The organism is Martelella sp. UBA3392 (assembly GCF_002358775.1).
GTDB classification, from domain to species: Bacteria; Pseudomonadota; Alphaproteobacteria; order Rhizobiales; family Rhizobiaceae; genus Martelella; species Martelella mediterranea.
Genome location: NZ_DEPM01000253.1, coordinates 3260 through 21974 on the forward strand (window position 1 = coordinate 3260; position 18715 = coordinate 21974).

The 18715-nt window shown below is 62.8% G+C and carries 18 protein-coding genes and 1 pseudogene; 10 read left to right on the plus strand and 9 right to left on the minus strand.

The window, feature by feature from the left end; genetic code table 11:
• Positions 1-174: 174 nt before the first annotated feature.
• Positions 175-1761, minus strand: a complete 1587-nt coding sequence (gene ubiB, locus B4E36_RS19960; RefSeq protein ID WP_345900739.1) for a 2-polyprenylphenol 6-hydroxylase — start codon at positions 1759-1761, stop codon at positions 175-177.
• Between the two features lie 9 nt (positions 1762-1770).
• The gene (ubiE, locus tag B4E36_RS19965) at positions 1771-2547 is read right to left on the minus strand and encodes a bifunctional demethylmenaquinone methyltransferase/2-methoxy-6-polyprenyl-1,4-benzoquinol methylase UbiE (RefSeq protein WP_292053404.1); all 777 of its coding nucleotides are present in this window, start codon (positions 2545-2547) and stop codon (positions 1771-1773) included.
• Between the two features lie 173 nt (positions 2548-2720).
• Here ubiE and mutM point away from each other — a divergent pair, with 173 nt between their 5' ends.
• Positions 2721-3608 (plus strand): bifunctional DNA-formamidopyrimidine glycosylase/DNA-(apurinic or apyrimidinic site) lyase, encoded by an 888-nt coding sequence (gene mutM, locus B4E36_RS19970; protein ID WP_292053405.1) that lies wholly within the window; start codon positions 2721-2723, stop codon positions 3606-3608.
• 9 nt (positions 3609-3617) lie between these two features.
• Here mutM and B4E36_RS19975 read toward each other — a convergent pair whose 3' ends face one another.
• The gene (locus B4E36_RS19975) at positions 3618-5330 is read right to left on the minus strand and encodes a thiamine pyrophosphate-dependent enzyme (RefSeq protein WP_292053406.1); all 1713 of its coding nucleotides are present in this window, start codon (positions 5328-5330) and stop codon (positions 3618-3620) included.
• A 158-nt stretch (positions 5331-5488) separates the two neighbouring features.
• Positions 5489-6481, minus strand: a complete 993-nt coding sequence (locus B4E36_RS19980) for a 2-hydroxyacid dehydrogenase (RefSeq protein ID WP_292053407.1) — start codon at positions 6479-6481, stop codon at positions 5489-5491.
• 279 nt (positions 6482-6760) lie between these two features.
• Here B4E36_RS19980 and rpsT point away from each other — a divergent pair, with 279 nt between their 5' ends.
• The gene (gene rpsT, locus B4E36_RS19985; RefSeq protein WP_018063566.1) at positions 6761-7027 is read left to right on the plus strand and encodes a 30S ribosomal protein S20; all 267 of its coding nucleotides are present in this window, start codon (positions 6761-6763) and stop codon (positions 7025-7027) included.
• Between the two features lie 166 nt (positions 7028-7193).
• Here rpsT and B4E36_RS19990 read toward each other — a convergent pair whose 3' ends face one another.
• Complete coding sequence (locus tag B4E36_RS19990) at positions 7194-7544, minus strand: hypothetical protein (RefSeq protein ID WP_345900740.1); 351 nt, start codon at positions 7542-7544, stop codon at positions 7194-7196.
• 387 nt (positions 7545-7931) lie between these two features.
• Here B4E36_RS19990 and dnaA point away from each other — a divergent pair, with 387 nt between their 5' ends.
• The 4 genes from dnaA (at position 7932) to B4E36_RS20010 (ending at position 11788) form a co-directional block, all read left to right on the plus strand.
• Positions 7932-9392, plus strand: coding sequence for a chromosomal replication initiator protein DnaA (gene dnaA / locus B4E36_RS19995; RefSeq protein WP_292053551.1), 1461 nt, complete (start codon positions 7932-7934; stop codon positions 9390-9392).
• A 105-nt stretch (positions 9393-9497) separates the two neighbouring features.
• Positions 9498-9851 (plus strand): ArsC family reductase, encoded by a 354-nt coding sequence (locus B4E36_RS20000; RefSeq protein WP_292053408.1) that lies wholly within the window; start codon positions 9498-9500, stop codon positions 9849-9851.
• Positions 9852-9854: 3 nt separating this feature from the next.
• Positions 9855-10328: a Cys-tRNA(Pro) deacylase gene (gene ybaK, locus B4E36_RS20005; protein WP_292053409.1), complete on the plus strand. Its 474-nt coding sequence runs from the start codon at positions 9855-9857 to the stop codon at positions 10326-10328.
• Between the two features lie 203 nt (positions 10329-10531).
• Positions 10532-11788, plus strand: coding sequence for an aminopeptidase (locus B4E36_RS20010; protein WP_292053410.1), 1257 nt, complete (start codon positions 10532-10534; stop codon positions 11786-11788).
• A gap of 299 nt (positions 11789-12087) precedes the next feature.
• Here B4E36_RS20010 and xseA read toward each other — a convergent pair whose 3' ends face one another.
• Positions 12088-13542, minus strand: a complete 1455-nt coding sequence (gene xseA, locus B4E36_RS20015) for an exodeoxyribonuclease VII large subunit (protein ID WP_292053411.1) — start codon at positions 13540-13542, stop codon at positions 12088-12090.
• A gap of 124 nt (positions 13543-13666) precedes the next feature.
• Between xseA and B4E36_RS20020 the strand changes: the two genes are divergently transcribed.
• Positions 13667-13930 carry a spike base protein, RCAP_Rcc01079 family gene (locus B4E36_RS20020; protein WP_292053413.1) on the plus strand — a complete coding sequence of 88 codons (264 nt, stop codon included), beginning with the start codon at positions 13667-13669 and terminating at the stop codon, positions 13928-13930.
• The gene (locus B4E36_RS20025; protein ID WP_292053414.1) at positions 13927-15210 is read left to right on the plus strand and encodes a phage head spike fiber domain-containing protein; all 1284 of its coding nucleotides are present in this window, start codon (positions 13927-13929) and stop codon (positions 15208-15210) included. Before B4E36_RS20020 ends, B4E36_RS20025 begins: the two co-directional genes overlap by 4 nt.
• Positions 15211-15346: 136 nt before the next feature.
• Here the strand turns inward: B4E36_RS20025 and B4E36_RS20030 are convergent, their stop codons facing one another.
• Entirely contained in the window at positions 15347-16336 is a 990-nt protein-coding gene (locus tag B4E36_RS20030) for a Gfo/Idh/MocA family protein (RefSeq protein ID WP_292053416.1), read from the minus strand.
• A 138-nt stretch (positions 16337-16474) separates the two neighbouring features.
• Between B4E36_RS20030 and B4E36_RS20035 the strand changes: the two genes are divergently transcribed.
• Positions 16475-17425 carry an aldo/keto reductase gene (locus tag B4E36_RS20035; RefSeq protein ID WP_345900741.1) on the plus strand — a complete coding sequence of 317 codons (951 nt, stop codon included), beginning with the start codon at positions 16475-16477 and terminating at the stop codon, positions 17423-17425.
• A complete protein-coding gene (locus tag B4E36_RS20040) occupies positions 17422-17874 on the plus strand; it encodes a GNAT family N-acetyltransferase (protein ID WP_292053420.1) in 453 nt (150 codons plus the stop codon). Before B4E36_RS20035 ends, B4E36_RS20040 begins: the two co-directional genes overlap by 4 nt.
• A 3-nt stretch (positions 17875-17877) precedes the next feature.
• On the opposite strand, the gene upp is transcribed toward B4E36_RS20040, so the two are convergent.
• Positions 17878-18507 carry a uracil phosphoribosyltransferase gene (gene upp / locus B4E36_RS20045; RefSeq protein ID WP_018063553.1) on the minus strand — a complete coding sequence of 210 codons (630 nt, stop codon included), beginning with the start codon at positions 18505-18507 and terminating at the stop codon, positions 17878-17880.
• A gap of 98 nt (positions 18508-18605) precedes the next feature.
• Positions 18606-18715 (minus strand): annotated as a pseudogene (locus tag B4E36_RS20050) (adenosine deaminase); the annotation flags it as partial.

Sequence of the window (18715 nt, forward strand, 5' to 3'; positions counted from 1 at the left end):
ACAGGGGCAGAGAGGGGTGAACCGCAAGCCGCTGAATTCGGAGTCCGTTGTTCCGCCCCATACCCCTCTCTGTCGCTTCGCGACATCTCCCCCTCAAGGGGGGAGATTGAAGGGGGCTATGCGGCGCTCGCTGGCTTTCACCTGCCAACGCGCCCTCAACACCAGACAACCCCATCAAAACACCGCCACCGAAGCCACCACGGCGAGGTACACCAGCACCGCTGCGATCAACCACAGCGCCACGCGGCCGGAGCGGGTGTGGCGGGCTTCGGCGCGACCGATGGCCTCGGAGGTGCGCTCGTCGAAACGCAGCCCGTTTTCGCTCATGGCGACGACCTCGTTGTGGAATTTTTCGGTCTTGTCGGCGATGTCCGGGATGGCCTCGGCGATCTTCAGCACCGCCTGCATGCCCTCGCGCATATCGGTCAGCACCCGGCGGGGGCCGAGATTGTGCTCGATCCATGTCGAGACGACCGGCTCGGACGCCTTCCACATGTTGAAATGCGGATCAAGCATGCGCGACACGCCCTCGACAACGACCATGGTCTTCTGCAGGTTGATGAGCTGCGTCTGGGTGGTCATGTCGAAGATTTCGGTGATCTCGAACAAGAGCGTGAGCAGTTTGCCCATCGAGATGGTTTCGGCCGACTGGCCGTGGATCGGCTCGCCGATGGCGCGGATCGCCTGCGCGAACGAGGCCTTGTTGTGGTGCGACGGCACGTATCCCGCCTCGAAATGGGCCTCGGCCACGCGCATGTAATCGCGGGTGATGAAGCCGTAGAGGATTTCGGCGAGCACCCGCCGCTCCTTCTTTCCGAGTCGCCCGACAATGCCCATGTCGACGGCGACGATCAGGCCATCCTTGTCGACGAACAGATTGCCGGGATGCATGTCGGCGTGGAAGAAGCCATCGCGCAAGGTGTGGCGCAGGAAGGACTGGATCAGCGTTACCGCCAGCTTCTCGAGGTCATGCCCCGCGGCCTTCAGCCCCTCGACATCCGACATCTTGACGCCGTCGATCCATTCCATGGTGACGACGTCGCGGCCGGTGCGCTCCCAGTCGACCGCAGGCAGGCGGAAGCCTTCGTCATGGGCGGTGTTTTCCGTCATCTCCGAGATCGCGGCCGCTTCCAGCCGCAGATCCATCTCGATCTTGGTGGTCTGTTCCAGCGTGCGGGTGACATCGACGGGCCTGAGCCGCCGGCTGGAGCGGATGAAACGCTCCTGCATGCGCGCGACCAGATACATCGCGCCGAGATCCTCGTTGAACCGGTGGCGAATGCCCGGGCGGATCACCTTGACGGCGACCTTCTTCTCGCCCTCGGGCGTCGCGACCGTCGCCGGATGCACCTGCGCGATCGAGGCCGCGGCGATCGGGTCGCCGAATTCGGTGTAGAGCTCATCGACGGAACGGCCGAGCGAGCCGCGAATGGTCGCCTTGGAGGCCTCGACCGGGAAGAACGGCATCCGGTCCTGCAACTGCGCCAGATCCTCGGCAAATCCGGCGCCGACGACATCCGGCCGGGTCGCCAGGAACTGCCCCATCTTCACATAGGAGGGGCCGAGCCGCGAAATCGCCTTGCCGAGCCTGTCGGAGCGCGCCTTCTTGCGCGCGCCGGGCCGGGCGAACGGCACCAGCATCGTCTTTACCAGCCGAGCATAGGGCGGCAGGCCTTCCGACGGCAGCGCGTTGATCACGCCCTCGCGGGCCAGCACCCAGCCGACGCCGAGAAGGTTGAAGTAGGATCGAAGCGCGCCCATGATGAATGCCTAGAGTTTCCAGCCGGAATGAAGGGCAGCGATACCGCCGGAGTAATTGGTGAACTTCACCCGCGAGAAGCCGGCACGCTCGATCATCTTGGCAAAATCCTTCTGGTTCGGAAATTTGCGGATCGATTCGACCAGATAGCGGTAGGGCTCGCCATCGCCCGCGATCGCCTTGCCGACGCGCGGAATCGCGTGGAACGACCAGAGATCGTAAACCTTGTCGAGGATCGGGGCCTCGACCTCGGAAAATTCCAGCACCAGCAGCCGGCCGCCGCGTTTCAGCACCCGGTAGGCCTCCGAAAGCGCCTTGTCGATATGCGGCACGTTGCGGATGCCGAAGGCGATCGTATAGGCGTCGAAGGTCTTGTCCTCAAACGGCAGGTCCTCGGCATTGGCCTCGACGAAGGTGAGGTTTTCGGCAATGCCCTTCTTCTGGGCCCGTTCCTCGCCGACCGCCAGCATCGAACCGTTGATATCGAGCACCGTGGCGCGGGCGAGGCCCTTCGACGCATCGACGATGCGAAAGGCGATGTCGCCCGTGCCGCCGGCGACGTCGAGCACATGATAATCGGGATCGGGGGGCGGGTTCAGCGCGCCGACCATGCCGGCCTTCCAGGCCCGGTGCAGGCCCGCCGACATCACATCGTTCATGATGTCGTAGCGCTTGGCGACCTTGTGGAAGACATCGTTGACCAGAGGCTGCTTGTCGCCGTCCGCGACATTCTTGAAGCCGAAAGAGGTCTCCATGCCGCCATTGGCGGTGGTCCGGCTATCCGTCATTTTACGCACCTCACGCTTGAAAATCTTCCGTCTGCCCGTTTCGGCTTTGTCAGCACGCGCTGAATCGCTATATCGGGCCCAATATTGGCTCTGCTGCAGCGATACACAACAGACACCGTTGCGGCTATAAACCGAAACCCGCAAAAGCGAAACGCCAAAGGCTTAAAAACATCATGCCGGAACTGCCGGAAGTCGAAACCGTGCGCCGCGGGCTGGCCCCCGCCATGGAAGGCCGCATCATAAAAACACTGGAACTGCGCCGGGCCGATCTCCGGTTTCCGTTCCCGCAGGATTTCGCCGAAGCCGTGAAAGGCAGACGAATTGTCGCGCTTGGGCGGCGGGCGAAATATCTGCTGATCGACCTCGAAGACGGCATGACGATCGTCGCCCATCTCGGCATGTCCGGGTCCTACCGGGTGGAAGACGGAAGCGCATCCGCAACGCCCGGCGACTTTCACCTGCCGCGCAACGCCGCCGCCATCCACGACCATGTCGTCTTCCATCTGAGCGATGGCCGGGCCCGCGTCATCTACAACGACCCGCGCCGCTTCGGCTTCATGAAGCTCGTTCCGCGCGCCGGGCTCGAGGCAGACGCAAGCTTCAAGGGCCTCGGCCCGGAGCCGACCGGCAACAGCCTCGACGCCGACTATCTGGCAACCCGTTTTGCCGGCAAGACCCAGAGCCTGAAGGCCGCCCTGCTCGACCAGCGCAATATCGCGGGCCTCGGCAATATCTATGTCTGCGAGGCGCTGTGGCGGGCGCGGCTGTCGCCGTTCCGCGCCGCCGGCCATCTGGTAACGCCCGCAGGCAGGCCGCGCGACGGGCTGAGACGGCTCGTGCCGGCCATCCGCGATGTGATCGCGGAAGCCATCGAGGCCGGCGGCTCGACGCTTCGGGACCATCGCAAGACCGACGGCACGCTCGGCTATTTCCAGCATTCCTTCTCCGTTTACGACCGCACCGGCGCGCCCTGCCGGCACGCGGATTGCGGCGGCACCATCGCCCGCGCCGTCCAGACCGGCCGCTCCACCTTCTATTGTCCGGCCTGTCAAAAGGGTTAGCCGTCCCGCCTACTTCAGGAAATTGCTTCTGAGCAGAGACACCACTTCCTTCATCCGGCCATCGAACACCGCCTTGACGCCGAACATCGCGGTGGAGGCAACCTGGGAGACCTCGACCTTGGGCGGCATGACCAGTTCCATGCGGTTGACCTTCACGTCGAGCAACGCCGGGCCAGGGGCGGCAAGCCAGGCGTCCATCGCCGATCCGAGCTGCTCCGCATTGTCCGCGCGGAAGCCGGCAATGCCGCAGGCCTCGGCAACCTTTGAGAAATCCGGATTTTCGAGCGTGGTGAAATGATCGACAAGGCCCTCGACGCGCTGCTCCATCTCGACGAAGCCAAGTGAGGAATTGTTGAATACGAGGAGTTTCAGAGGCACGTCCTCCTGAACGAGCGTCAGGAGGTCGCCCATCAGCATCGACAATCCGCCATCGCCGCACATGGCAATCACCTGCCGGTCGGGATAGGCGAGCTTGGCGCCGATCGCCTGCGGCATCGCGCTCGCCATCGTGCCGTGCAGCAGGCTGTTGAGAAACCGGCGGCTGCCATTGGCCTTGAGATGCCGCAGCATCCACACCATCGGCGTGCCGACATCGGAGATGAAGATCGCATCGCTGGCGGCCTTGGCGTTCAGAATATTGGCGACGAATTGCGGATGAATCAGGCTCGGGTCGGGTTCATCGCCCGCCTCCTCATAGTCGGCCAGGTCCTCCTGCCATTCCTTGAGATGGCGGTTGAGATGCTTCTCGTCGGATTTTTCCTGCACCTTGGGCAACAACGCCTCCAGCGTCGTGCGGGCATCGCCGACAAGGCCCAGATGGATCGGCGCGCGCCGGCCAAGATGCGTGGGATCGATATCGATCTGTACGATCTTCCTATCGGGATAGAACTGGGTATAGGCGAAATCACAGCCGACCGAGATGACCAGATCCGCCTTTTCCAGCGCATTCAACCCGGCGCGGTTGCCGAGAATGCCGTTGACGCCGACGTTGAAGGGGTTACCGGGCTCCAGCCATTCCTTGGCGCGGGTGGTGTGGACCATCGGCGCCTTGACCTTGCGGCAGAGCGCCACCACCGCCTCGCGGGCATCGCGCGCGCCGATGCCGGCATAGATGGTTACGCGTTTCGCCTGATCGACCAGGTCGGCAAGCTCGGCCAGCTCCTCATCATTCGGGCGCGCCACGGGCCGGGGCCGGTGGACCCGCCACTCAGCCGCATCGTCATCGCTTTCCTGAAACATGTCGCCGCTGACGATAACCACAGCGACGCCGCCCTTGGTGAGCGCCGCCTGTGCCGCCATCGCGACGATCCGCCGCGCCTGGGCGGGATGCGAGATATGCTCGCAGAATACCGAATGCTGCTCGTAGATCTTCTTCTGATCGACATCCTGCGGGAAGTCGAAGCCCTTTTGCGGACGATCGACCTCCGAGGCGATCAGCACCACCGGCGCGCCGTTGCGGTGGCTTTCATAGATACCGTTGACGAAATGCAGCGAGCCGGGGCCGCAGGTGCCGGCGCAGACCGCGAGTTCGCCCGTCATATAGGCCTCGCCGCCGGCGGCAAAGGCGCCCGCCTCCTCATGCCGGACGTGGACCCATCGAAGATCGGACCGAGACACGGCGTCGGTGAAATGGTTGATGGTATCGCCGGGTATGCCGTAAATGCGCTTGGCGCCCGCTTTCTCCAGCGTGTCGACGACAATCTCTGCTACGGTTTTGGACATGTGAGCGCTCCTTTCGCGGTTTTCTCCCGATTTTCTGCGCGAACGCCGTCAGGCGGCGTTAATGGGTAAACGCGCCGCCGGCGAAAATGAGCCCGGGAAAAAGCCGTATGCGCGTCTTTGTCGCCCCCTCGCCTGCGGAACGGCCGCAGGCGGCCTCCTCACCTTTTGCCGATCGGATGCAGCGCCGCGCCATTCTCCTCGAAGGCGGTGATATTGCCGATCGTGGTGTGGGCGATGTTGAAGAGCGCCTCCTGGGTGAAGAAACCCTGATGGCCCGTAATCAAGACATTGGGGAAGGTCAGAAGGCGGGCGAAGATGTCGTCGCGGATGACGGTGGAGGACAGGTCGCGGAAGAACAGGTCGTCTTCCTCCTCATAGACATCGAGGGCGAGCGCGCCGATTCGCCCCGATTTCAGCCCCTCGATGACGGCAAGCGTATCCACGACCCCGCCGCGGCTGGTGTTGACCAGCATGCGGCAGCGCTTCATAGAAGCGATTGCGTCCTCATCAATGAAATGGCGGGTTTCCGGCGTCAGCGGGCAGTGCAGCGTGAGGATTTCCGATTTTTCGAGAAGCTCCTGCTTGTCCACATAACGCGCGCCGAGCGCCACCGCCTCGTCATTGGGAAACGGATCGAAGGCCAGGATTTCGCAGCCGAAGCCTGAAAAGGCGCGGATGACGTTGCGGCCGATCCCGCCCGTGCCGACCACGCCGATCGTCTTGCCGTGGAGGTCGAAGCCGAGCAGGCCGTTGAGCGCGAAATTGCCCTCGCGCACCCGGTTATAGGCGCGGTGGATCTTGCGGTTCAGCGTCAGCACCAGCGCCAGCGTGTGTTCGGCGATCGCATAGGGCGAATAGGACGGCACCCGAGCGGCGGCGATGCCGAGCCGGTCGGCAGCGGCGAGATCGAGCCGGTTGAAGCCGGCGCACCGGAGCGCCACCAGTTCGACGCCCACATCCTTCAGGACCGAAAGCGCCGATGCCCCGAGATCATCGTTGACGAAGGCGCAGATCGCCTTCGAGCCGGCGGCAAGCTTCGCGGTCGGGGCGTGAAGCCCGGCCTCGGTGAAGATCAGTTCGTGCCGGCCCTCATTGGCCGCTTTCAGAAATTCCTCGTCATAGGGCTTGGCAGAAAAGACGGTGACGCGCATGGCGGCTCCTGTGGCTTGATCCCGGCCTCAACAAGTGTAAGGGCCTTTGCGGCAATGGCAATGGCTGGCGACGACCGTAAATCGAACGCCGTATCTGCTTTACCCCCGACTTTGCGGGATTTAAGCATTGACGGGCAGCCGGATTGGCTTTATATGCCCGGCCACAGTATTTGAAAGCTCAATGAGCTTCATCAATTGCTCCCGTCACAAAAGCGATCCAGGCCGGTCACGGCAACCGCGACTGACGGAGCTTGCGTCAGAATTCGAAGAGAGACTTATATGGCCAATACAACTTCGGCGAAAAAGGCGACGCGCAAGATGGCCCGCCGTACAGCCGTCAACAAGTCCCGCCGCACCCGCGTACGCGGTTACGTTCGCAAGGTTGAAGAAGCGATCCTCGCCGGCGATCCGGAGCAGGCCAAGGCCGCTCTGGCCGCAGCCGAGCCGGAACTGGCGCGCGCCGCCAGCAAGGGCGTGCTTCACCGCAACACCGCCTCGCGCAAGGTTTCGCGTCTGGCGCAGCGCGTGAAGGCAATTTCGGCCTGAGCCGAACAAGAATTGCAGACTTTTTGAACAACCCGGCCTCGCGCCGGGTTTTTCGTTTTGAGTTCATACACTTGGCTATTGTGACGCGAACATTACGAACAGATGTCACAAAAATGACCAAGAATTTTGAACCTTCTCAATGGCTTACGCGAGGTTTGCCGCATTTTCACCATTTTTGGGCCGCCGCGGTCCATGTAATAATGACATCTGAAAAATTTATTTTTTCCGGCATTTTCGTCCATCCGATTTCAGGCATATGTGAATCTAATTGATTCAAAAGCGATTCTTCCGAGCCCTTCCGCGGGGACCCAAACTCACGGGTAAGAGTCAATGCTGGAAGCGCCGAATCGGCAAAAAATCCTTGTTGAAATTGTCGGTCGTTCTTGCCTAAATGACCTCCGACAGCAGACGGAATGAGCTCCCGGATTTTTCGGGAGGGGCGTGTTCGACACAGGATACGTTGTCTTCCCGACGCTGGGAGCGGCGGCTTTTTGGGCGCCGTTTTTCCAACAATCACAGGTTGTTATCCGGTATTCGCCAGAATTCCGGGTTCGTTCCTGTGTGTCTTTTGCAAATGACCTACGAGCTCAGGAGGGGAAGCAGAACTTCAAAACATAGAAACTCCGGACATTTTGCAGCCTGCATTTTCCGATACGAGGATCGGATGGCAGGCAAGCGGCGGAAAGTCCCAATTCCGGCTGAGAGCCGGACTTAAACGCATGCCGGGAAGACACCGGCAGCAGGGCGAAAACAGGCAGCGGGCGATATAAAAACAAGCGCGCGCCAGGGTGATGACGTTTGAAAGGCGGCAACGATGAGAATGAGAATGGTAGCCTCTCGCACCGAGGACAATGCGGGCGAAACCGAGGCCGGTGAAAATGATACGAAACCGGCGACAGCTGCCATGAATTCCAACGGGGACGATATCTTCTTCGAACGGTTCTGCACCGCCCTGAAAGCCCATGTCGGCGGCGACGTCTATGCCAGCTGGTTCGGCCGGCTGAAGCTGCATTCCTGCGACAAGAGCGTGGTCCGTTTTTCGGTGCCCACCGCCTTTCTGAAATCCTGGATCAACAATCACTATCTCGATCTGCTGACCGAGATTGCCCGCGTCGAGCGCCCGCAGGTGATGAAGATCGAGGTTCTGGTCCGTTCCGCGACCCGCGCGCCGCGTCCCGCACTTGCGAGCGAGCAGCCGAAACCGGTCGCGGCCAGCCCGGCTCCGGTCGTGCGGCCGCTGAACCGCGCGCCTGCCGGCCAGCCGCTGATGCCCGACCCGGAAACGCCGCAGGCGCGCGGCGCCAGCGCATCGGGCCAGACCGTGTTCGGCTCGCCGCTCGACCCCTTCTTCACCTTTGACAGCTTCGTCGAGGGCGCGTCCAACCGGGTTGCCTTTGCCGCGGCCAAGACCATCGCCGAATCCGGCATGGCGGCGGTGCGCTTCAACCCGCTGTTCATTCACTCCTCGGTCGGCCTCGGCAAGACCCATCTTCTGCAGGCGATCGCCAACGCAGCGCTTGCCGCGCCGGACAAGCAGCGCGTGGTCTATCTCACCGCCGAATATTTCATGTGGAAGTTCGCCACCGCGATCCGCGACAATGACGCGCTGACGCTGAAGGATTCGCTCCGCAATATCGATCTTCTGGTGATCGACGACATGCAGTTCCTGCAGGGCAAGATGATCCAGCACGAGTTCTGCCACCTGATCAATACGCTGCTCGACAGCGCCAAACAGGTGGTGGTCGCCGCCGACCGCGCGCCCTGGGAGCTGGAATCGCTCGACCCGCGGGTGCGCTCGCGGCTGACCGGCGGCGTCTCGCTGGAAATGAACGGCCCCGACTACGCGATGCGGCTTGAAATGCTGAAGCGCCGGCTTGAACTGGCGCAGCAGGAAGACCCGTCGATCGATATCGCACCCGAGGTGCTCGAACATGTCGCCAGCAAGGTAACCGCGAGCGGGCGCGAACTTGAGGGCGCGTTCAACCAGCTCCTGTTCCGCCGCTCCTTCGAGCCCGACCTTTCGATCGATCGCGTCGATGAGCTTCTGGTTCATCTCGTCGGCACCGGCGAGCCGAAGCGGGTGCGCATCGAGGATATCCAGCGCGTGGTTGCCCGCCATTATTGCGTCACCCGGCAGGAGCTCGTCTCCAACCGCCGCACGCGGGTGATCGTCAAGCCGCGCCAGATCGCGATGTTCCTTGCCAAGACCATGACGCCGCGCTCCTTCCCGGAAATCGGCCGCCGCTTCGGTGGACGCGATCACACCACCGTGCTGCACGCCGTGCGCAAGATCGAGGACCTTCTGGAGAAGGACAACAAGCTGTCGCAGGAGGTTGAACTGCTGAAGCGACTGATCAATGAATAGGCCCGTCCGGGCCTGACAGTGACAGTTCCTGAAAAGCCCGGCCCCGCGCCGGGCTTTTCTCATGGGCGCCGGCTTGCTAAAGCAAAGGCAAACAGGAGAGACGCCATGCCGGTCACGCTTTACGGAATTAAAAACTGCGACACCATGAAGAAGGCCTGGACCTGGCTCGACGCGCATTCCATCGCCTATGATTTTCACGACTACAAGAAAGCCGGGATCGACCGCGCGCATCTGGAGCGCTGGTGCGACGCGGCGGGCTGGGACAAGATGCTGAACCGCGCCGGCATGACCTTCCGCAAGCTGCCCGACGCCGAAAAGGCCGACCTGACGCGGGACAAGGCGATCGGACTGATGCTGGCCCAGCCCTCGATGATCAAGCGGCCGGTGCTGGAAAAGGACGGCGCGATTACGCTGGGCTTCAAGCCTGAAATCTACGAAGCCCTGTTCGGCAGGGGGTAGGCGATGGCGAAGACCACGCAGGCGACAAGGTTTCTCGACAAGGCCGGCGTCAGCTATACGATCCAGCAATATGATTACGACCCCAATGCCTTCAAGGTCGGGCTGCAGGCGGCCGCGGCGATCGGCGAGCCCCCCGACCGGGTGCTGAAGACGCTGATGGCCAATGTCGACGGCAAGCCGGTCTGCGCGGTGGTGCCGTCCAATGCCGAGGTCTCGATGAAGAAGCTCGCCGCCGCCTTTTCCGGCAAGCACGCCGAGATGCTGGACGCCAGGACCGCCGAGCGGCTTTCCGGTTATCATGTCGGCGGCATCTCGCCCTTCGGCCAGAGAAAACGCGTGCCGACCGTATTCGAGGAGAAGGCGCTTGCCGAGCCCTATGTGGTGATGAATGGCGGCCAGCGCGGCCTGCAGGTGAAGCTCGCGCCGGCCGATGCGGTGAAGGCGCTGGGTGCGATTGTAGCGGGGGTGATCGCGTAAACCTCAGATCGGATCGCCGCGGGCTTCTTCCCGTTTGGGGGCGCGCTTCTGGAACGGCAGGCTTGCAGAGAATGCGGCGATCATGCGCGACCTGAACTGCGTATTCTCATACTAGAGGGATGCGGCAAGGCCGGGGCGCTTCAATTTCGCCCGAAAACGAACTAGATAGTGTCACGACACATCAATCAGTTAGCGAGGCGCCCATGAACGCTCAACCCCGGCTTCCCCATCCCATCGATCTGGAAAAACTCGAGAAGCTTGCCGAGGTCGCCGTCAAGGTCGGGCTCAACCTTGCCGAGGGGCAGGATTTGGTCATGACCGCGCCGATCGAGGCGCAGCCGCTGACGCGGCTGATCAGCCGCTATGCCTATCAGGCCGGCGCAGGCGTGGTGACCACGCTGTTCAACGATCCCCAGGCAACGCTGGAACGCTTCGAGCACGGCCATGACGCAAGCTTCGACAAGGCCGCGAACTGGCTTTACGAGGGCACGGGCAATGCCTTTGCCAATGGCGCGGCAAGGCTTGCGATCGCCGGCGACGACCCGATGCTGCTTGCCGCCCAGGACGCCGACAAGGTGGCCCGCGCCAACCGCGCCATGTCGACCGCCTACAAGCCGGCGCTGGAAAAGATCGCCGGTTTCGACATCAACTGGAACATCGTCTCCTACCCGACGCTTGCCTGGGCGAGGACGGTGTTTCCCGGCGACCCGGACGGCATGGCCGTCGCCAAACTGGCCAAGGCGATCTTCGCCGCATCGCGCGTCGACCAGCCCGATCCGATCGCAGCCTGGCGCGAGCACAACGAGAACCTCCATGCCCGCTCCGCATGGCTGAACGCCAAGCGGTTTTCGGCGCTGCGCTATACCGGCCCCGGCACCGATCTGACAATCGGGCTTGCCGATGAGCACGAATGGAGCGGCGGCGCCTCGATGGCCAAGAACGGCATTATCTGCAACCCGAACATTCCGACCGAGGAAGTGTTCACCACGCCGCACCGGCTCAGGGTCGAGGGCCATGTCTCCTCCACCAAGCCGCTATCGCATCAGGGCACGCTGATCGACGACATCCGCGTTGAATTCAGCGAGGGCCGGATCGTCAGAGCGTCTGCCGCCAAGGGCGAAGCGGTGCTGAACAAGGTGCTCGACACCGACGAGGGCGCGCGAAGGCTGGGCGAAGTGGCGCTGGTGCCGCATTCCTCGCCGATCTCGGCCAGCGGCATCCTGTTCTACAACACGCTGTTCGACGAAAACGCCTCGTGCCACATCGCGCTCGGCCAGTGCTATTCGAAATGCTTCCTCAACGGCGACAAGCTTTCGCCCGACGAGATCGCCGCGCGCGGCGGCAATGCATCGCTGATCCATATCGACTGGATGATCGGTTCCGACCGGATCGACATCGACGGCATCGATGCCGCCGGCAACGCCACACCGGTGATGCGCGGCGGCGAATGGGCCGAGTAGGCGGGACGGTCTTGTTGCGGGGGTGAGGCTGAGGCCGCGACGGCTGTTGAGATGCCACGCGCTCCAGCAAGATGCTTGTTCGGCTTTGCCGACGTTCCTGGCTATCGACGGCTCCCCGACCTCTCAGCCACAATCTCCCCCCTTGAGGGGGAGATGTCGCGAAAGCGACAGAGAGGGGTAGAGGGCGTCAGCCCTAAGAGCCGCATATTCCGTGCTCTCGGAGAGGGCTCGCCCCTCTCTGCCCCTATCGGGGCATCTCTCCCTCAAGGGGGGAGATTTAGGGTGCAAGTCCGTGGTGCCTAAAACAGGCTGCCCTGCGTGGGTGGTTTGGCGGGGGCTTTTGGCTTTTTCTTTGGCGCAGGCGGAGCCTCCGGGGGTGTTGTCCCCTCGCCCGTCACCGCTTTCACTCTGCCATCGGAAAACTCGATCTCGATCGGCGCGCCATGCGCGAGCCCGGCGGCGCGGGAGACGGGGCGGTTGTCCTGATCGCGGATCACGGCAAAACCGCGCGCCAGCACATTGCGATAGGACAGTGAGTTCAGCACCCGCTGCTGGCCGGCAATGGCGGCGCGGTGGGTTTTGAGGCCGGCATCGATCGCGGTCGCCGCCCGGCGCGAAAGCACCGCCACCTTTTCGCGGTCGCGGGCGATCATCATTGAAAGGCGCTGGGGCGTTGCCGACAGGCCGGAGGCGCTGCGCTCGAACATCCGGCGCTTGTTGATGGTGTTGAGTTCCAGCGCGCGGGTGTTTCTCAGCGCCGCCTCATCGAAGCGCCGCCGCGGCAGCGCCAGCAACTGATCGAGCGACGGAAGGCCGCGTGAAAGCCCGGTCAGCGTCTGGCGGCGGAAATCCATCAGCCGGGTCGCAGCACTTGCAAGCCGTGCCGCAAGCCGCGCCTGATCGGCGACGAGTTCGGCCTTCACCGGCACGGCCCGTTCGGCCGCCCCCGTCGGCGTCGGCGCGCGGTAGTCGGCGGCGTGGTCGATCAGCGTCCAGTCGGTCTCGTGGCCCACGGCGGAGATCAGCGGGATCTCGCTTTCATAGGCCGCCCGCACCACCGCCTCGTCATTGAAGCTCCAGAGGTCCTCAAGCGAGCCGCCGCCGCGCGCGACGATCAGGACATCGGGACGGCGAACCGAGGCACCGGGGCCGAGCGCGTTCAAGCCCCTGATGGCAGCGGCAACCGCATCGCCCGAACCCTCGCCCTGGACCTTGACCGGCCAGACCACGACATGGACCGGAAAGCGATCCGCAATCCTGTGAAGGATATCGCGGATGACTGCGCCGGTCGGCGACGTGACCACGCCGACGACGCGCGGCATGAACGGCAGCTTCTTCTTGGCCGTCTCGTCGAACAGGCCTTCGGCGGCCAGCTTTTTTCGGCGTTCGTCCAGAAGCGCCATCAGCGCGCCGGCGCCGGCAGGTTCCAGCGCCTCCACCACGATCTGGTATTTTGACGCGCCCGGGAAGGTGGTGACCTTGCCGGTGGCGATCACCTCCATGCCCTCTTCCGGCTTGATCTTCAGCCCGGAAAACACGCCCCGCCAGATGACGGCATCGATCCGGGCGCGCTCGTCCTTGATCGAAAAATAGGCATGCCCCGAGGAATGTGGTCCGCGGTAGCCGGAGATTTCGCCGCGCAGGCGAATCCGGTCGAACCGGTCCTCGACCGTGCGCTTGATCGATCCGGAAAGCTCCGAAACCGTAAATTCCGTCAGGTTTGTGGCCGATTCGGCGTCGAAGAGATTGCTCATGGACTCAGTTTAACCGATCCGCGTCTACCTTGCACAATCGATCCTGTTTTCTCCCCGCAAATCCCCGCTCTCCCCGCAGCCCCCAGAATTGAATCCGGTCAACGCAAAGCCAAGGAGACGCGTCATGACAGACAGATTTGCATCCCGCCACGCAACGCTCACCAGCCCGGCCTATGACGGATTTCCGATCACCACCAGCGACGCCGCGCCGGTGCTGGAGGTTACCCGCGCAATCTATGTCGGCATTGCCGGCGACCTGACGGCCACCTTCGCCTCCGGCGAGACCGTTACATTTCAGAACGTGGCGGCGGGGACCATTCTGCCCATCCGCATCAGCCATGTTTTGGCCACCGGCACCACCGCCGATGCGCTGGTGGGGTTGATATGAGGCTGGGCATCTCCATTGCCGAAAGCAGCCGCAGACAGCCGGAGCTCTTCTGGACAGCGCCGGCCTATCGCGCGGAAAGCGCGGGCGGCGGCGCATACGGCCCGGCTGCAATCCTCGATCTGCGACGGGACCGCCATGCCTTAACGACTGTGCCGACAGCCGATATCCTATCCGGCTCGTTCGCGACGCTCGCGGCTCTGGCGGCAAGGCCGCTCACGGATATCCTCGCCTTCACCCGTTCCGGAACGGCCACTTATATCGATGCCGATGGCCTGATCCGGGTGGCTGCGGCCGACCAGCCGCGTTTCGATTACACCCATGGAAAACGGCAATTGCTGCTGGAGGGGCCTGCAACGAATCTATGCATCACCAGAAACCTCCCCCAACTGACGCTGGGGGAAAACACGATCGTCACGCATATGCCGGACGAAACCGGCCCGGATGGCGTGCGGGGAAATGTCTACCGGGTGCAGATGCCCGCAGCCCCCAGCACCTTTGTACGGTTTGCCAACAATGTCGGCGGCGGTGGCCCCGTGGTCATGTCGGTCTATGTCAGGCAGTTTGACGCCGCCAAGCGTCAGTTCTCGATTGCGGTCGATGGCAAAGTCGACAGCGTGCTTGAAGCGACCGAAGAATGGCTGCGTTATGAAAGCGCCTATTCGCAGAGCTATGGCACTGCGGCTCTCGGCAATAACGCCCCGTCGGGTGCATCGGATGTTTATGCTTCCGATATCCTCGTCGCCTTTCCGCAGGTCGAACTGGGGCTGGTCGCGACCTCCTACATCCCCACCAACGGAACAAGTGTCACCCGGCCGGCCGACAAGGCGCAGTTGAGCCCAGCGGTGGCGGCGCTGCTGAAGCGTGATCAGGTGAGTGTGCTGGTGCAGGCCCGTCTCGCTTCGGCCGCGGACAACGGGCGGATCCTCGGGCTCGACATGGCGAACTGGCTCATCGGTCAGGCCGGCGCATCGGGCGCGGGCTTCAGTGCATGGAACGGGTCGTCCGCGACAACGCGCCTGTTGCCGGCCGGCGTCACGTCCCTCGATGATTTCGGCGTCGCGGTCAACCTCGATGAGGCCGGCACGGCTCTGGCGGCGGGCGAGGTCATCTCTACCACCAACGCATCAGCGCCCAAATCGTCATATGCCCCGTTTTCCAACGCATATCTGGGGCGATCCTCAACCGGAGCATATTCCATCGGCTGGTACGACCAAATCGTGATCTGGCCATTCCGGATGACGGATGCCGATTTTCAGGCAAAGGCGGTAGCCTATGAATGATGTCTTTCTCAAATTTGACCACCGGAAGGCGCTTGCCGCTTTCGCGGTGGTGCGGGAGCCGGAGACGCCGGCGGAGACATTTTCATGAGAGATCGCTGGCCGCGAAGCTGCGGCCAGCGAGCGCATGCTTGGAAATTCAGACCGTCGTCCAGCCGCCATCGGCGTTGCCGGCACGGTAGACGGCATCGATGAAGCGCTGGTTGCGCACCGAATCCTCAAGAGTGAAGACCTCTTCCTCCGCTCCCGAAGCCGCCCTTGCGAAAGCCTCGACCTCGCGCACATATTGCCGGCTGTCCTGAAAGCGGAAGGCCTGGGTTTCGCTGTGGTTGCGGTTGGAGAGCAGCACGGTTTCCTCGCCCCAGCGATCGGCGTTGAAGGGGGAGACCACCTCGATCAGCCCATCGGTTCCGTGGAAAGCCATGAACTGGCGGCTGGCAAGCTGGGTGGAGACATAGAAACTGAGTTCGAAGCCTGGAAATTCCGCCCGCACCGAGGCGTAGATATCCGTTCCGAAGTTTTCGTCATAGCGCACCGTGGCCTGAACGCGCTCCGGCTCCTTGCCCGTCGCAAAGCGCGTGGTGACGGTCGGATAGACGCCGATATCGGGCAGGCCGCCGCCACCGAGCTCGGGGATATTGCGCATATTGGTTTCGTCGCGAAGGAAATAGGTGAACGCGCCCTGGACGTGGACGAGATCGCCGATCGCGCCTTCCGCAAGCAGCGACCGGACCTTGCGCCAGACCGGCGTGTAGGTGACCATATAGGCCTCGCTGACCAACACATTGTTGCGGTCGCGCGCGGCAATGACGGGCGCGATGTCATCCGCTTTCAACGCGAGGGGCTTTTCCACCAGCACGTGTTTGCCCGCATCCGCCGCCTTGATCGCCCATTCGACATGCTGGGATGTCGGCAGCGGGATATAGACGGCGTCGATTTCGTCGCTTGCCAGCATTTCCTCGTAGGAGCCGAAGGCCTGGGGGGCGCCGAAACGCTCGGCCATCGCCCGCGCACGGCCGATATCGCGGCTCGCGACCGCCGCCAATATGCAGTTTTCCGCATCGACGATGGCCGGCACGACAAGCTCGCGGCCGATCTTGGCCGTCGACATAATTCCAAAACGCAGCATCGGATCTCCTCACCTTTTCGACGGCCACCATAAAAACCGCGGCGCGCAAGCGCAAGCATTGCCTCGCACCGTTTGCATTGCATAGACTGGACGCTATCTAAAACGCGAAATCGCGTTCTCAAACCGCCGGAGGAAATCATGCATAGAAGAATTCTGGGCCGCACCGACATCGCCATCGCGCCGTTCGTGTTCGGCGGCAACGTCTTCGGATGGACGGCGGACGAGAAGACCTCATTCGCCCTGCTCGACCGCTTTGTCGATGCCGGCTTCAACGCCATCGACACCGCCGACGTCTATTCGAAATGGGTGGATGGCAATCAGGGCGGAGAATCCGAGACCATTATCGGCAACTGGCTGAAGCGTGGCGGCGTCCGGCGCGAGGATGTGGTGATCGTCACCAAGGTCGGCTCCGAAATGGCGCCGGACAAGAAGGGCCTCGGTGAGGCCTGGATCGCGGAAGCCGTAGAAGACTCGCTTAAGCGGCTGCAAACGGATTATATCGACGTCTATCTTGCCCACTGGCCGGATGAAAACACCTCCTATGACGAGACGATCGGCGCGTTCAGCCGGTTGCGCGAACAGGGCAAGGTGCGCGCCATCGGCGCGTCCAATCTCGATGCCGAACAGCTTGGCGAGGCGCTGAAGGTTGCCGAGCATACCGGACGGGCACGCTATGACGTGCTGCAGCCGGAGTATAATCTCTACGAACGCTCGTCTTTCGAGGGCGCGCTGGCCGATCTTTGCGTCGAGCACGATATCGGCGTCATCACCTATTTCAGCCTCGCCTCCGGCTTTCTCACTGGAAAATACAAATCCGCCGATGACACCGCGGGAAGCGCGCGCGGCGGCGGGATCGCCAAATATTTCGACGAGCGCGGCCGCCGGATCCTGAAGGCGCTGGAGCAGGTGAGCGCGGAGACGGGCGAACATCCGGCGGCAATCGCCCTTGCCTGGCTGATGACCCGACGCGGCGTCACCGCGCCGATCGCCAGCGCCTCGAAGCTGGAGCAGATGGACAGCCTGATCCGGGCGCCGCAAATCGAACTTTCGGGTGAGCATCTGCAAGTTCTTCAAGAGGCAGGCGAATGACCGCCCCGGTGATCCGCGATGCCGGGCCCGCTGATCGGGACGACTGGCTGAGGCTCTGGCAGGGCTATCTGGAGTTTTACGGCGCCGCGCTGGATGACGCGGTGACCGCGATGACCTGGAACCGGATCATCGATCCGGTGAGCCCGGTTTTCACCCGGCTTGCGTTGGTCGACGACACGGTCGCCGGCTTTGCGACCTGCATCCTGCACCCGCGCACCTGGGCGGTGGAGCCGGCCTGCTATCTGGAAGACCTGTTCGTGGACCCCGAGATGCGCGGCAGCGGCATCGGCCGCGCGCTGATCGATGATCTGATCGCGACCGGCCGCCGCAATGGCTGGACCAATCTCTACTGGCACACCAATGCCGACAACGCCCAGGCCCGCAGGCTTTATGACAGCTACGACAAGGCCGACGGCTTCGTCCGCTACCGGCTGCCGCTTCAAAAATAGCGGCTATTTCGTGCCGTACATCCGGTCGCCGGCGTCGCCCAGGCCGGGCACGATATAGCCCTTCTCGTTGAGATGGCTGTCGATCGCGGCGGTGTAGACCGGAACGTCGGGATGGGCCTTGCGGAAATTCTCGATGCCCTCGGGTGCTGCCAGAAGGCACAGGAAGCGGATATTGGTGACGCCGCGCTCCTTCAGCCGGTCGATGGCGGCGATCGAGGAATTGCCGGTCGCCAGCATCGGGTCGACGACGATCACCAGACGCTCGCCGATATCCTCCGGCGCCTTGAAGAAATATTCGATCGCCTCCAGCGTATCGTGATCGCGATAGACGCCGATATGGGAGACGCGGGCGGACGGCACGAGGTCGAGCATGCCTTCGAGCAACCCGTTGCCGGCGCGCAGGATCGAGGCGAACACCAGTTTCTTGCCTTCCAGCACCGGCGCTTCCATGGTCGTCATCGGCGTTTCGATGGTTTCCATGGTCAGTTCCAGATCGCGGGTCACCTCGTAGCAGAGCAGCGTCGAAATCTCCCTGAGCAGCCGCCGGAATCCCGCCGTCGAGGTTTCCTTCTGCCGCATCTTGGTCAGCTTGTGCTGAACCAGGGGGTGGTTGATGACCGTTACGCCGTCCATGGTGTTTTCCCGTCTTTTACGCACTCATGCTGTTTATGGCGCAAAAGCCTTACACCCGGCAAGCATCGCGCTCGCGAAAGCGCCTAGTTTGCACCGTTTCAGCCGGCGAGCCGCGAAAGCAGACGCTTGCGCGTCGGCTCATCCACAAAGGCGGCCTCGATCGCGGTCCGCGTCATCGCGTCGATTTCATCTTCCGAAAAACCCATCT